Genomic DNA, 14258 nt, shown 5'->3' with positions numbered 1-14258 from the left:
AACCGCCGGACCCGGGGCCGAACCGCCGGCTCCGACGCCAGGCCGCCGGACCCGTGGCCGCATCACGCCCGCGCACGAGCCGCCGGGACCGTGCCGGGCGTCTCTCGAACCGCCGTGGCACGGACGGTGCAAGCGATTCCTGCCGGGACGGAACGGTCGAGGGTCGTCCGGCGTCTCTTCTGCGGGGCGTTGTCAGTGCCGCGGCGTAGTGTTCCGAGTAGTGGGGACGGCCGTTTCGGAGGGGAAGCCCGGACGGTCCGCCATGCCCTGCCGACGACCTACGCACGACGCACCACTCGAACCACTTGCACGTCTTGAACTCTTGATCGCGGGGGCAGCGATGAGCACGATCAGCACGACCGGCAGCGGTGCGACGGCGATCACGCTGACCGAGGCCGAACTGGACCGGTACATCACGCACGAACCCACCCGCAGCTGGCTCACCGGCCCCGGACTGCCCGACGGCGGCGGCCTGCTGACGTTCGAGCCGCTGCGCACGGCCGGCCTGCGCACCCTGGCGGACGTCGCGGACGGCCCGACCCGGCTCGCCGAGGAGCTCCGGGACCGGCTGGTGATCGGCGAGCTGCTGGCCCCCGTCGGCCTGGACACCGAGTCGATCCTCCTCGACGGCGGCACCGGCGAGATCAGCACGGCCTACCTGATCGACCCCACCGACCCGCGCCCGCTGGCGCCCTCGCTGGAGACGCTGCTCCGCTTCGCCGCGGTCACCGAGGAACTGACGGGCCTGCGCGGCCGTTTCGCCTCCCTCGCCGGGACGCACGGCACGAAGGCGGCGACCGAGGCCTCCCGCAGGCTCCTGGAGCTCTTCGAGGAGGGCACGGCCGGCCGCGTCCCGCCGTACTGGAAGGCGACCGCTCTGATCCGCCCCCTCAGCCTGATCGCGGGCCCCGGCACGGACTCCGGGCTGGCCGTCGACCTGCCGGCCCGGCTGCTGGACCAGGAGTTCGGGCAGGGCCGGGTGGCCCGCTTCGAGGAGGTCGACTTCCCGCCCACGCTCACCCACGAGCCGACCCGCCGCTTCCTGCGCGAGAGCGGCCTCCCCGAGGACGCGGTCGTCTTCCACCTCGACCCGGACGCCCCGCTCCCCACCCTCTGGGAGTACTTCACCGACATCCACACCGGCGACTTCCCCCTGGACGACCTCCCGCCCCATGCCGACCGGCTCATACGCCTCGGCTACCTGGTCGAGGACAACAGCCTCGTCGTGGACGGCACCACGGGCGCGATCCTCAACTTCTCCGAGCCCGAGGCGACCCTCTACCCCCTCAACACGGACATCTCCACGCTCGCCTACACCCTCTGGCTCCTGCACCACGAGCGCACCATCGACGAGCACCTGAACCACGAACTCACCACCGAGGCCTACGACCAGCTCGCCGCCACCATGCTCCACACCCTCGCGGCCGTCGACCCCACCCCGGTCACGACGGACGCCGACTGGCACTACTGGACGGAGCTGTTCCAGGACGAGGCCGGCGGGGTGCTGTAGCCGGGCGCAGGACCGGTCAGGTCACCAGGCCCTGACGGTAGGCGTAGACGACGGCCTGGACGCGGTCGCGCAGACCGAGCTTGGTGAGGATGCGGGACACGAAGGTCTTGACGGTCTCCGGGCTGAGCACGAGGGCCGCCGCGATCTCGCCGTTGGAGAGGCCGTCCGCGATCAGCCGCAGCACCTCCAGCTCCCGCGGGGTCAGCGGAACGCCCTGCGGGGAGCCGCCGTCGGCGGGGCGGATCCGGGCGGCGTAGCGGCCCACGAGCTGCCGGGTCACCTCGGGGTCCAGCAGGGCCGCGCCCGTGGCCACGGTCCGGATGCCGTGCAGCAGCCGGTCCGGCGGCGCGTCCTTGAGCAGGAAGCCGCTGGCGCCCGCGCGCAGGGCCTCGTAGACGTACTCGTCCAGGTTGAACGTCGTCACCACGAGCACCTTCACCGGATGCGGCACCCCGGCACCGGCGAGCAGCCGGGTGGCCTCGATCCCGTCGAGGACCGGCATCCGGACATCCATCACCACGACGTCCGGACGCAGCCGGCCGGCCAGGTCGACCGCGGCCTGCCCGTCCCCGCACTCGCCCACCACCTCCAGGTCGGGCTGGGCGTCGATGATCGTCGCGAGACCGGTGCGGATCAGCACCTGGTCGTCGCAGACCAGCACCCGGATCGGCGCCCCGCCACCGCCGCTGCCGGCCCCGGTGCCACCGCCGGGCGCGCCGTTCACCCCGTTCATGCCGGTCGCGCCTGTCATGCCGGGCTCCCCGCGGGTATCCGGGCCCGGACGACGAAGCGGCCGTCGTCCGCGGGCCCGGCGCTGAACTCGCCGCCCAGCACGGCCACACGCTCCCGGAGACCGGCCAGGCCCCGCCCGCTCCCGCCCGGGGACGCCGTGGGCGGGCCGGACCCGTCCGTGCCGACCTCCACGGTGATCTCCTTCCCGCCGTGCCGCACCCGGACCGAAGTACGGCTGCCGTGGGCGTACTTGAGGGCGTTCGTCAGAGCCTCCTGCACCACCCGGTAGGCCACCAGGTCGGCGCTGCCCGCCGACGGGGTCGGCGTGCCCTCCTCGGTGAACTCCACCGGCTGCCCGGCCCGCCGCGTCTGCTCCACGAGCGTGAGCAGCCGGCCGGCCGGCGGTGTCCTGCCGCCTCCGCCTCCGCCTCCGCCACCGGTATCGGTATCGGCCCCGTGACCGGGATCGAGCAGGTCGAGCAGATGGCGCAGGTCGGAGATGGCCCGTCGCCCCGTGTCGCTGACCGCGGTCAGCGTCTGGTCGAGACGGTCCGGCGCGGCGGTCAGATACCGGGCCGCCTCCGCCTGCACGACCATCGCCGTCACATGGTGGGTCACCACGTCGTGCAACTCGCGTGCGATCCGCGTGCGTTCGGCGGTACGGGTGTCCTCGGCGACCCGCTGCCGCCGTTCCGCCTCCGCGGCCCGGGTGGAGCGCAGCCACGCCCCGATGCCCCAGGCGAGCACCAGCGCCAGATAGAACGTCACGAACCCGCTCACCGTCTCGCCCCCCGACCCCAGCCGGTAGAGCGCGACCGCCAACGGCACGTAGGCGACGGAGAACACCAGCGCGGAGGCCCGCCGGTGCCGTGCCAGATGGGTGCCGGTGCTGATCAGGGCGAGCGGCAGCGCGGTGCCGGCGACCGAGTGGTAGCCGCGCAGCTGGTCGATCGCGAAGCCGAGGGACACCAGTGCCAGCGAGAGGGCCGGCCACCGGCGGCGCCCGGCGAGCGGCAGGCACTCCAGGGCGAGTACCGCGATCGTCAGCGCGTCGAAGGGGCGGGTCGGCAGATCCCCGACCTGGGTGCCCTTGCCGTACAGCGCCGGCAGGAACGACCCGGCCAGGAGCAGCAGCCCGAGCGGCAGATCCCGTACCGTGACGTCGAGTTGGTGCCACCAGCCGGGCGCCCGCCGAGGACCGATCACCGGGGCAGTGTAGCGACGCCTTCGGCCGGCACGTCCCGGCGCCGGCGCGGTACCAGGTGCCCCCGCCGCCTGGCCAGCCACAGGAACGCGACCGTCACCAGCAGCCCCAGCAGTACCGAGTACACGCTCGCCTCCGGCCCGAACTGCCCGCCGGTGACCAGCTCCGCGCCCGAGGTGGTGGCGTCCAGCAGCCCCTTCTGCGCTCCGCCGCTGCCGGAGACCTCGGTGCCGAAGATGCCGGACTCGGCGAAGTTCCAGCCGAAGTGCAGGCCGATCGGCAGCCAGAGGGTGCGGGTCGCGACGTACGCCGCACCGAGCATGCCGCCGGCCTCGATCGCGATGGCCAGGGCGCCCCACACGGTCGCGTCCTTGTTGAGCAGATGCATCATCCCGAACAGCACGCCGGTCGACGTGAGCGCGATCCACGTCCCGAAGCGCTGCTCGACGATCCGCAACAGCACGCCCCTGAACAGCAGTTCCTCGGTCACCGCGGCGGCGGCCATGAACCCGACCAGGCCCACGGCACCCGTCACCGACCCCGCGCCACGGACCGTGTAGTCCCCGAGGAAGGCGATGTTCCCGATGACACAGGCGAAGGTCGCCACCCCTATGAGCGCCCCGCGCCCGAACGCGGCCCGCGCACCGTCCCGCCCCACCTCGACGGCCGGCCGGTGCTCGGTCCGCCGTACCACCCACCCGTAGACCGCCACCGCGACCGCGGCGGTGAGCAGGCCGAGGACCAGGGTGAGGAACCAGTTCCCCTGCACCGCGGCGACCCCCTGCCCCCCGACGAAGGCGACCGCCGCGACCGCCAGGAGCTGCCAGACCAGCCTCATGATGACTCCCTCACAGGATCCGCGGCCGAGCGCCGCGACTGGCCCGAACGCTACGGATCGGCAGCCCCGCGATCGTCACCGCTCAGTGGACACCTGCGTGTAGCTCGCACGGGGGACAACCCCGAACGCCCGTCACCGCCCGGGCAGGCCTGCCCCCGCTCACTCACCGTCACCGCCAGGGATGCGGGACCGCACGCCTCCGCATAACGTCGCAGGTGAGGACCAGCGAGGGAGCGGACATGAGCCGAACCAAGCGCAGCAGGACCCGCGGCACGGCCCGTAAGCCGGCGCCGAGGATCTCGTCCCGCATGGTGACGTCACCGACGGCGCCCACTCCGACGGCACCCGAACGCGGGTCGCCGCAGCCGGCGCCGCCCCGTGACCACGACTTCCCGCACGGCCCGCCGCGCCGCCCCACCCGCATGCGCATATCCGGGACCAACCCGTGGTCGGTCACCGTGATGAGCTTCTTCTTCCTGACGGGCCTGGGCGTCTGCGTCCTCGGCGCCGCGCTCGCCACGTCGGTGCTGCTGTCCCTCGTGGCCCCCGGCGAGTGGCCGAACCCGTGGGAGACGCTGATCATCGCGACGGGCGTCGTCTCCCTGGAGATCTTCCTGGGCACCGTCCTGGCCTGCCTGTGCGGCTTCATGTACAACTGCACCGCCCGGTTCAGCGGCGGCGTCGAAGTAGCCCTCACCGCCGACCTCACCGACCCCCCACCGGCCGCCCAGGCCCTCCAACTCCTGACCCGCCTGCACGCCCGCGCCCGCCGCCGCTTCGACGCCCGGAGGCCGTAGCCCCCACGACAACGACGAGGGCGGCCCCCCTTCCGAGGCGCCGCCCTTTACGTTCTGCCCGGTCAGGCAGTCAGAGGCCGTGGCGGGAATCGAACCCACGTAACTCGCTTTGCAGGCGAGTCCCTAAACCACTCGGGCACACGGCCGTGTGCGTGAGTTGAAGGTATGGGGGTGCGGGGGAGGGGCTCAAGGGGATCGGTCGGGCTGCAACGGGACTGCCATACCGCGTTCATGAAACGGGGGGCAGCGGGGCGGTGGACTGGGGGCGGGGGCTCGTGGCGTACGACCAAGGTCGGAGGTGGGGTGGGGCTTGCGACAGGGGTCAAGGTGGGGATTGGGGCTTACCGTGGTCACCATGACCGCCCTTGAACCGAGCGACGCCGTTGTCGTGGACGAGACCGCCGACCGAGTCGACGAGGCCGGCGGGGTGCTGGGGCGGTCGTATCGGGCGTTGAGCGTGGGGATCGTCTCCGTCGTGCTGCTCATCGCCTTCGAGGCGACGGCCGTGGGAACGGCGATGCCGGTGGCGGCCCGGGAGCTGGACGGGCTGTCGCTGTACGCGTTCGCCTTCTCCGGGTACTTCACGACCAGCCTGTTCGGGATGGTGCTGGCCGGGCAGTGGTCGGACCGGAAGGGGCCGCTCGGCGCGCTGACGGCGGGGATCGGGGCCTTCGCCGCCGGGCTGGTGGTGGCCGGGACCGCGCAGGGCATGTGGGTGTTCGTCGCGGGGCGGGCCGTGCAGGGGTTCGGCGGCGGGCTGGTCATCGTCGCGCTGTACGTCGTGGTGGGGCGGGCCTACCCGGAGCGGTTGCGGCCCGCGATCATGGCCGCCTTCGCCGCGGGCTGGGTGGTGCCGTCCATCGTCGGGCCGCTGGCCGCGGGCACGGTGACCGAGCAGCTCGGGTGGCGGTGGGTGTTCCTCGGGATCCCGGTGCTCGTGGTCTTCCCGGTGGCGCTGGCCCTGCCGCAGATACGGCGCCGGGCCGGCGGGCCGGTGGCGGCGGAAGGGGGGCGGGGAGCCTTCGACCGGCGGCGGATCCGGCTCGCCTTCGGTATCTCGCTGGGTGCGGGGCTGTTGCAGTACGCGGCCCAGGATCTGCGGTGGGTGTCGGTGATCCCCGGACTGCTCGGCGGTGCGCTGCTGGTGCCCGCGGTGCTCGGGCTGCTGCCCCGCGGTACGTATCGGGCGGCGCGGGGTCTGCCCTCCGTCGTCCTGCTGCGCGGGGTCGCGGCCGGCGCCTTCGTCTCCGCCGAGTCCTTCGTGCCGTTGATGCTCGTCACCCAGCGGGGCCTGTCGCCCACCCTCGCCGGGTTCTCGCTGGCGGCCGGCGGGGTGACCTGGGCGGTGGGTTCGTGGGTGCAGGCGCGGCCCCGCATGGAGCCGTACCGGGAGCGGCTGATGACCGTGGGGATGGTGCTGGTGGCGGCGGCGGTCGCGGCGGCGCCGGCGGTGCTCGTGCCCGGTGTGCCGGTGTGGACCGTCGCCGTCGCCTGGGCGTTCGGCTGCTTCGGGATGGGCCTGGTGATCGCCTCGGCCAGCGTGCTGATGCTCCGGCTCTCCGCCCCGGCCGAGGCCGGTGCCAACTCGGCGGCCCTGCAGATCTCCGACGCCCTCTCGAACGTCGTCCTGCTCGCCGTGGCCGGCGCGGCCTTCGCCTCCCTCGGCGGCGGCAGCATGTCGGGGGCGGCGGGCGCCGGTTCCCATCCGGCGGCCTTCGCCGCGGTGTTCCTGCCGATGGCGGGGGTGGCCCTCGCCGGGGCCTGGGTGGCGACCCGGCTTCGTGATCTGTGACGTGAGTCCCACCCGGGGGTGAGGCGGCCTTGTCCGCACGTTGACCGCCGGGGCGCGCCGGTAGGGTGGCCCGGTTGTCATACGTAGCCACCCGACCCCCGGTACCGCCGCCCGACCCCTTTTCTACGGAGACCGTGACTACCACCGCCGCTTCCTCCTCCCATCACCTCTCTCCGGCCTTCCCGGGCCGGGCGCCCTGGGGTACCGCCGGCAAGCTGCGTGCCTGGCAGCAGGGGGCCATGGAGAAGTACGTCCAGGAGCAGCCGCGCGACTTCCTGGCCGTGGCCACGCCCGGCGCCGGGAAGACGACGTTCGCGCTGACGCTCGCCTCCTGGCTGCTGCACCACCACGTCGTGCAGCAGGTCACCGTCGTCGCCCCCACCGAGCACCTGAAGAAGCAGTGGGCGGAGGCCGCGGCCCGGATAGGGATCAAGCTGGACCCCGAGTACAGCGCTGGGCCGCTCAGCCGTGAGTACGACGGGGTCGCCGTCACGTACGCCGGTGTCGGGGTGCGGCCCATGCTGCACCGCAACCGGTCCGAGCAGCGCAAGACGCTGGTCATCCTCGACGAGATCCACCACGCCGGTGACTCCAAGTCCTGGGGCGAGGCCTGCCTCGAGGCGTTCGAGCCGGCCACCCGGCGGCTGGCCCTGACCGGTACGCCGTTCCGCTCGGACACCAACCCCATCCCCTTCGTGACGTACGAGGAGGGGCAGGACGGGATCCGGCGGTCCTCCGCCGACTACACCTACGGATACGGCAACGCGCTCGCCGACCACGTCGTGCGCCCCGTCATCTTCCTCTCCTACAGCGGCAACATGCGCTGGCGGACGAAGGCCGGTGACGAGATCGCGGCCCGGCTCGGCGAGCCGATGACCAAGGACGCCGTCAGCCAGGCCTGGCGTACGGCGCTCGACCCGCGCGGCGAGTGGATGCCGGCCGTGCTGCGCGCCGCCGACCAGCGGCTGACCGAGGTGCGGAAGGGCATCCCGGACGCCGGGGCCCTCGTCATCGCCTCCGACCAGGACTCGGCGCGCGCCTACGCCAAGCTGATCCGCGAGATCACCGGGACGAAGGCGACGCTGGTCCTCTCCGACGACACCGGTGCCTCCAAGCGCATCGACGACTTCAGCGCGAGCGGCGACCGGTGGATGGTCGCGGTGCGGATGGTGTCCGAGGGCGTCGACGTGCCCCGGCTCGCGGTCGGGGTGTACGCCACCACCATCTCGACCCCCCTCTTCTTCGCCCAGGCCGTCGGCCGTTTCGTGCGGTCGCGGCGGCGCGGCGAGACCGCGTCCGTGTTCCTGCCGACCGTCCCGGACCTGCTGACCTTCGCCAACGAGATGGAGGTCGAGCGCGACCACGCCCTCGACAAGCCGAAGAAGGACGGCGAGGAGGATCCGTACGCCGAGTCCGAGAAGGAGATGGAGGAGGCGAACAAGGAGCAGGACGAGGACACCGGCGAGCAGGAGCAGTTCGCCTTCGAGGCGCTGGAGTCCGAGGCCGTCTTCGACCGGGTGCTGTACGACGGCGCCGAGTTCGGCATGCAGGCGCACCCGGGGAGCGAGGAGGAGCAGGACTACCTCGGCATCCCGGGGCTCCTCGAACCCGACCAGGTGCAGCTGCTGTTGCAGAAGCGGCAGGCCCGGCAGATCGCGCACAGCCGCAAGAAGCCGGACGACGAGGCGGACCTGCTGGAACTGCCCGCGGAACGGCGGCCCGTGGTCTCCCACAAGGAGATGATGGAGCTGCGGAAGCAGCTGAACACGATGGTCAGCGCGTATGTGCATCAGAGCGGGAAGCCGCACGGGGTGATTCATACGGAACTGCGCAGGGCGTGCGGGGGGCCGCCGAGTGCGGAGGCGACTGCGGGGCAGTTGCGGCAGCGGATCGCCAAGGTGCAGGAGTGGGCTACCCGGATGCGGTAGTCGGTCGGGTGCGGCGGGGTGAGGGCTGGTCGCGCCCACGCGGCGGAGCCGCATGTGCAGAGCAGCCCCGCGCCCCTGACGGGGCGCTTCATGTGGACGCATTCCGATACAAACCGAAGTAGTCCATACCGGCGTGTGACCGGATTCTGGACGGAGGCTTCCGCTCAGCGAACCCGCACCGCTACTGTCCGCCTACGCACACGCCCCGTGGCAGCGCCGCCGCGGAGCGCAGCCGTGAAGCGACTGGGCCCGGAGCCGCCGGGCCGTCCTGCCGATCGGCGGCCTCTGAAGCGCGTCGCTGACGGGACTCGGCGACGCATCCGCCGCGTCGGAGGTTGCCGGCCTCACCACCTAAGGAGTGGGCGTCGTGACCGCGGAGACCTCTCAGACGCTCGACCGGGGACTCAGAGTCCTCAAACTGCTGGCCGACACGGACCACGGGCTGACCGTCACCGAGCTTTCCAACAAACTGGGCGTGAACCGGACCGTGGTGTACCGGTTGCTCGCCACACTTGAGCAGCATGCGCTGGTACGGCGTGACCTGGGCGGGCGAGCCCGGGTCGGGCTGGGGGTGCTGCGGCTCGGCCGGCAGGTGCATCCGCTGGTACGGGAAGCAGCCCTGCCGGCGCTGCGGTCGCTCGCCGAGGACATCGGGGCGACGGCACACCTGACCCTGGTCGACGGGACCGAGGCGCTCGCCGTCGCGGTCGTCGAGCCGACCTGGACCGACTACCACGTGGCCTACCGGGCCGGGTTCCGGCACCCGCTGGACCGCGGTGCCGCGGGCAAGGCGATCCTGGCCGCCCGGCACTCCGCGCGGGACGACCCCGGGTACACGCTGACCCACGGCGAACTGGAGGCCGGCGCGAGCGGGGCCGCGGCGCCGCTGATCGGGGTCACCGGGGTCGAGGGCAGCGTCGGCGTCGTGATGCTCGCGGATTCCGTGCCGGAGCGGGTCGGGACGCGCGTGATGGACGCGGCGCGCGAGGTCGCGGAAGCGCTGAGGTAGGGGGCGCTGGGTGGGGGCGCTCACCGGCGCTGGCCGAGTGCCGCTGCGCCCACCCGTGCCGCCCCTAGCGGCACGCATGCCCGCAGCTGAGTGAGCCCCCGTAAGGGGCGCGGGGAACTGCGCGCTCAGCCCCCACGCACCCGCAGATCGCAGACCACCGAACCACCCCTTTGTTTCGGCCACCCATCCACATTGGCCGATCCGCCAATCCCACCCCCCAACCTCTGACCGATCCCCCCAGTCGCCCAGGCCCGTTCCCTCCGCATCATCAGGGCCAGACAAAGAGCCCACGGCGGAGGGAACGGCACAGTGGAGACAGTGGGTACACGGCCCCGGCAACAGGTCGGCACCGCAGGCCGGCTCACCCGGCGGCAGTCCGTCGGCGCCCTCGTCGGCGAGGCGGACGCGAGTCCGCTGAAGCGGACCATGGGCGTCACCCAGCTCACCCTGCTGAGCGTCGGCGCGACCCTCGGCACCGGCATCTTCGTCGTGCTCGGGCAGGCCGTGCCCGAGGCCGGCCCGGCGATCGTCGTCTCCTTCGTACTGGCCGGTGTCACCGCCCTGTTCTCGGCCCTGTCGTACGCCGAGCTCGCCGGCATGATCCCCGGCTCGGGCTCCTCGTACAGCTACGCCTACGCCACCCTCGGCGAACTCGTCGCCTGGGTCTGCGGGTGGTGTCTGATCCTGGAGTACGGCGTGTCGGTGGCCGCCGTCGCCGTCGGCTGGGGGCAGTACGTCAACGAACTGCTCGGCCTCGCCTTCGGCGTCACCCTGCCGGACTCGCTCAGCGCCCCGCCCGGCGCCGGCGGCACGCTCAACGTCCCGGCCGCGCTCATCGTCGTCCTCGCGATGGTCGTCCTGCTGCGCGGGGCGAAGGAGAGCGCCGTCGCCAACGTCGTCATGGTCGGGGTGAAGATCGCGGCTCTCGTGATGTTCTGCGCCGTCGCCTTCACCGCGTTCCACGCCGGGAACTTCCAGCCGCTCTTCCCGCTCGGCGCCGCCGGGATGAGCGCGGGGGCCGCCTCGCTCTTCTTCTCCTACATCGGCTTCGACGCCGCGAGCACCGCGGGCGAGGAGGCCCGCAACCCGCAGCGCGACCTGCCGCGGGCGATCATCCTCTCCCTGGTCCTGGTCACGGCCCTGTACGTCCTGGTGGCGGTCGCCGCGCTCGGCGCGATGCCGTGGAAGCAGTTCGCGGGGACCGAGGCGACGCTCAGCGAGGTGCTCGTGCGGGCCGTCGGCGGCGGCGACCTGTGGCCGATCCTGCTCTCCGTCGGCGCCGTGGTCGCCACCACCAGCGTCGTCCTCACCGTGCAGTACGGGCAGATCCGGATCCTGTACGCGATGTCCCGGGACGGGCTGGTGCCACCGCTGTTCGCCAAGGTCCACCCGCGTACCGGGGTGCCGCGCGCCAACACCGTGATCGTCTCCTCCTTCATCGCCGTCCTCGCCGCCCTGGTGCCGCTCGGCAGCCTCGCCGACGCCACCAGCATCGGCACCCTCTTCGCGTTCATGCTGGTCAACGTGGCCGTGGTGATCCTGCGGCGGCGCAGCCCCGAAGCGCCCCGCTCCTTCCGGGTGCCGTTCTCCCCGGTCGTGCCCGTCCTCGGCATCGGCTTCTGCGGCTACCTGCTGTTCAGCCTCGGCGCCGACACCTGGATCGCCTTCGGGCTGTGGATGGTCGTCGGACTCGTCATCTACGGCTGCTACGGCATCCGCCACTCCAAGCTCGCCGCCCGGGTCACCACCGCACAGGACTCCGTATGACCGCCCCCGACCGCTCGGCCGACGCCCCCGACCCCACCGCCGACGCCCTCGACCTCACCGCCGACGTCGTCGACCTCACCCGGGCCCTCGTCGACCTCCCCTCCGAGAGCGGGGCGGAGGACCGGATCGCGGACGCGGTGGAGCACGCGCTGCGCGGCCTCGGGCACCTCAAGGTCGACCGGGTCGGCAACACCGTGGTCGCCCGCACCGCCCTCGGCCGGGACCGGCGGGTCCTGATCGCCGGGCACCTGGACACCGTCCCGGCCGCCGGGAACCTGCCCTCCCGGCTCGCCGACGACTGCGTGCACGGCCTCGGCGCCTGCGACATGAAGGGCGGGGTGGCGGTCGCCCTGCGGCTGGCCGCCACCGTCCCGGAACCGGCCGTCGACCTCACCTTCGTCCTCTACGAGTGCGAGGAGGTGGAGGGGGAGCGCAACGGGCTCAACCACCTGGGCCCCGAGGTGCTCGCCGCCGATTTCGCCATTCTCATGGAGCCCTCCGACGCCGGGGTGGAGGCCGGTTGCCAGGGGTTCCTGAGCGCCGACGTCGTCGTGCGCGGGCGACGGGCGCACACCGCCCGCGCCTGGCAGGGCGTCAACGCCGCCCACCGGGCCGCCCGGGTGCTCCAGCGGCTCGACGACCACACCGCCGAGCGGGTCGTGATCGACGGCCTTGAGTACCGGGAGGGGCTGAGCGCGGTCGCCGTGCGGGCCGGGGTCGCCGGGAACGTCGTACCCGACGAGTGCGTGGTGAGCGTCAACTACCGGTTTGCGCCCAGCCGTTCGGCGGCGGACGCGGAGGCGTACGTACGAGGGCTGTTCCCGGAGTACGAGGTCCGGGTCACCGAAGTCGTCGCCGGTGCGCTGCCGCGCCTCGACCGGGTCTCCGGGCTCGTCGAGGCGCTCGGGGCCGTACCCCGGCCCAAGTTGGGGTGGACCGATGTGGCGCGGTTCGCGGCGCTGGACGTGCCCGCGCTCAACTACGGCCCCGGGGACCCCTCGCTGGCGCACACGGCGGGGGAGTACGTGCCGGTCGGGCAGTTGCGCGCCTGCGAGGAGAGCCTCAGGGCGTGGCTGCTGCGCTGAGCCCGGCCAGCACCCGCAACTGCAGCCACAGCACCAGCCGTTCGTCGGGATCGTCCAGGTCGATCCCGACGTGCTGCCGGAGCTGGCGCAGCCGGTAGCGGCAGGTGTTGGGGTGGACGGCGAGCAGCTCGGCCGCGCCCGCCATGTCGCAGCCCGCGTCGAACCAGCAGACCAGGGTGCGGGCGTACTCGGTGCCGTGCCCGGCGTCGTACGCCAGCACCCGCTGCCAGGCCCCCGCAGTCAACTCCCGTCGCTCGCCGAGTACTTCCGCCAGCCGGAGCAGGGTGACCCGGGGGCGCACCTCGTCCACGGTGGCCACCGGGCGCTCCGCGTCCAGGACCCGCAGCACCAGGTCCGCGTCCGCCCGGGAGCCGGCCACCTCGCCCACGTCCGCGACCGGTTCGCCGAGCCCTGCCCGCACCGGAACCCGCAGCGCCAGCCCGGCCCGTCGCACGATGTCCTCGGCCAGCGGCCGGTGCCGGGCCCCCGGGCCGGGCAGCAGCGCGTACACCACCCCGTCGACCAGCACGCACGCCTGCCGCCCGTAGCGCGCCTCGCACTGCAGCCGTACGACGTCCAGCAGACGCAGCGCGGTGCGCTCGGCGTCCGGCACGTTCGCGCTGGTGTCGAGCGCGAACGCGGCCACCCGTACCTCGCCGTCCACCCCGAGGCGGGCCGCGGCGGCCGGGGCGTCCGCCGTGCCGTCGAGGAGCCGGCGCAGCAGGTCGCCGCTCTGGTGCCGGGCCAGTTCCTGCGCCGCGCGGGCGCGCAGCAGGAGCAGTGCGGCGGTGGCGGCGCCCTGGACGAGGGTCTCCTCGGCGTCCGGCGCGAGCGTCCCGCCGTCGACCACCCAGACCGAGCCGAGCGTCTCGCCGCCGGCCCGCACCGCCATCGCCAGCCGGGGCAGGTCGGCGTCCCGCAACGCCGGGAGCCGGACCGGCCGTTCGGCGGCGAACAGGGTCCGGTACTGCTCGGTGTTCTCGGCGCTGGCCGGTACCTGGAGGCCGAGGATGCCCTGCCGGCGGTCCTCGTCGACCGGCTGCCCGGCGACGGTGGAGTAGGCGAGGATCCGCTGCCGGGGGTCCTCGATGGCGGTGGCCCCGCCGACCCCGGCCGCGATCGCGTCGGCCAGCGCGAACAGGTCGCCGAGCCCGCTCCCGGGGGCCGCCGGGCGGGCGCCGATCGCGGAGGCCAGCAGCAGGTGGACGTGGTGCCAGGCGGCGTCCTCGTCGACCGACAGCAACGCGATCCCGTGCGTCTCCGCCTCCCCGACCGGCCCGTCCGCGCCCCGCACCACCACCCCGGTCAGCCCCGCCTCGGCCGCCGCCCGCACCAGCGGCCCGGCCGCCGCCGCGCGCACCCCGACCGCCAGCAGCAGTGCCCCGGGCCGCGGGGGCAGCGGAGCGTGGGCGTCGTACAGCAGCGTTTCGGTCACCGGCACGGCCAGCCCGGCGGGGGCCGTGTGCAGCCGGACGGAGGGACCGCCGACGACGTCGAGCAGGTCGCCGAGGGTGCAGGCGTCCATGGGAGTCCTCAGGGGAACAGGGGATGCTTGGCCGATCGGATGCTTGGCCGATCTCCTCACGAAGATATGCA

Annotated in this window: 11 protein-coding genes and 1 tRNA gene; 7 read left to right on the top strand and 5 right to left on the bottom strand. The window is 73.3% G+C overall.

The window, feature by feature from the left end; all coding sequences use genetic code 11:
* The first annotated feature begins 340 nt into the window (after positions 1–340).
* Positions 341–1510, top strand: coding sequence for an SUKH-4 family immunity protein (locus ACGF5O_RS07495; protein WP_393808930.1), 1170 nt, complete (start codon positions 341–343; stop codon positions 1508–1510).
* A 16-nt stretch (positions 1511–1526) separates the two neighbouring features.
* Here ACGF5O_RS07495 and ACGF5O_RS07490 read toward each other — a convergent pair whose 3' ends face one another.
* The 3 genes from ACGF5O_RS07490 to ACGF5O_RS07480 are packed head-to-tail and all read right to left on the bottom strand — an operon-like array spanning position 1527 to position 4284.
* On the bottom strand, positions 1527–2243 hold the full coding sequence (locus ACGF5O_RS07490; protein WP_393808992.1) for a response regulator: 717 nt from the start codon (positions 2241–2243) through the stop codon (positions 1527–1529).
* Positions 2244–2257: 14 nt separating this feature from the next.
* A complete protein-coding gene (locus tag ACGF5O_RS07485; RefSeq protein ID WP_393808929.1) occupies positions 2258–3448 on the bottom strand; it encodes a sensor histidine kinase in 1191 nt (396 codons plus the stop codon).
* On the bottom strand, positions 3445–4284 hold the full coding sequence (locus ACGF5O_RS07480) for a CPBP family intramembrane glutamic endopeptidase (protein ID WP_393808928.1): 840 nt from the start codon (positions 4282–4284) through the stop codon (positions 3445–3447). The genes ACGF5O_RS07485 and ACGF5O_RS07480 overlap by 4 nt, the downstream gene beginning before the upstream one ends.
* Positions 4285–4523: 239 nt before the next feature.
* On the opposite strand from ACGF5O_RS07480, the gene ACGF5O_RS07475 reads away from it, so the two are divergent.
* The gene (locus ACGF5O_RS07475; RefSeq protein WP_393808927.1) at positions 4524–5081 is read left to right on the top strand and encodes a DUF3566 domain-containing protein; all 558 of its coding nucleotides are present in this window, start codon (positions 4524–4526) and stop codon (positions 5079–5081) included.
* Between the two features lie 74 nt (positions 5082–5155).
* Here ACGF5O_RS07475 and ACGF5O_RS07470 read toward each other — a convergent pair.
* Positions 5156–5227, bottom strand: a tRNA-Cys gene (locus ACGF5O_RS07470).
* A gap of 209 nt (positions 5228–5436) precedes the next feature.
* Here ACGF5O_RS07470 and ACGF5O_RS07465 point away from each other — a divergent pair.
* The 5 genes from ACGF5O_RS07465 to dapE all read left to right on the top strand — a co-directional run bounded on the left by ACGF5O_RS07465 (position 5437) and on the right by dapE (position 12662).
* On the top strand, positions 5437–6873 hold the full coding sequence (locus ACGF5O_RS07465; RefSeq protein ID WP_393808926.1) for an MFS transporter: 1437 nt from the start codon (positions 5437–5439) through the stop codon (positions 6871–6873).
* A 134-nt stretch (positions 6874–7007) separates the two neighbouring features.
* On the top strand, positions 7008–8801 hold the full coding sequence (locus ACGF5O_RS07460; RefSeq protein WP_393808925.1) for a DEAD/DEAH box helicase: 1794 nt from the start codon (positions 7008–7010) through the stop codon (positions 8799–8801).
* Between the two features lie 367 nt (positions 8802–9168).
* On the top strand, positions 9169–9810 hold the full coding sequence (locus ACGF5O_RS07455) for an IclR family transcriptional regulator (protein WP_393808924.1): 642 nt from the start codon (positions 9169–9171) through the stop codon (positions 9808–9810).
* 318 nt (positions 9811–10128) lie between these two features.
* The gene (locus tag ACGF5O_RS07450) at positions 10129–11577 is read left to right on the top strand and encodes an amino acid permease (RefSeq protein WP_393808923.1); all 1449 of its coding nucleotides are present in this window, start codon (positions 10129–10131) and stop codon (positions 11575–11577) included.
* Entirely contained in the window at positions 11574–12662 is a 1089-nt protein-coding gene (dapE, locus tag ACGF5O_RS07445) for a succinyl-diaminopimelate desuccinylase (RefSeq protein ID WP_393808922.1), read from the top strand. The genes ACGF5O_RS07450 and dapE overlap by 4 nt, the downstream gene beginning before the upstream one ends.
* Here dapE and ACGF5O_RS07440 read toward each other — a convergent pair.
* Positions 12640–14187: a PucR family transcriptional regulator gene (locus ACGF5O_RS07440; protein WP_393808921.1), complete on the bottom strand. Its 1548-nt coding sequence runs from the start codon at positions 14185–14187 to the stop codon at positions 12640–12642. The two genes, dapE and ACGF5O_RS07440, sit on opposite strands and share 23 nt — an antisense overlap.
* Between the last annotated feature and the right edge of the window lie 71 nt (positions 14188–14258).

Source organism: Streptomyces sp. NPDC048291 (genome assembly GCF_043201715.1).
Lineage (GTDB): Bacteria > Actinomycetota > Actinomycetes > Streptomycetales > Streptomycetaceae > Streptomyces.
Note: the sequence above shows the minus strand (reverse complement) of the source record. Positions and strands in the feature narration are given on the sequence as shown.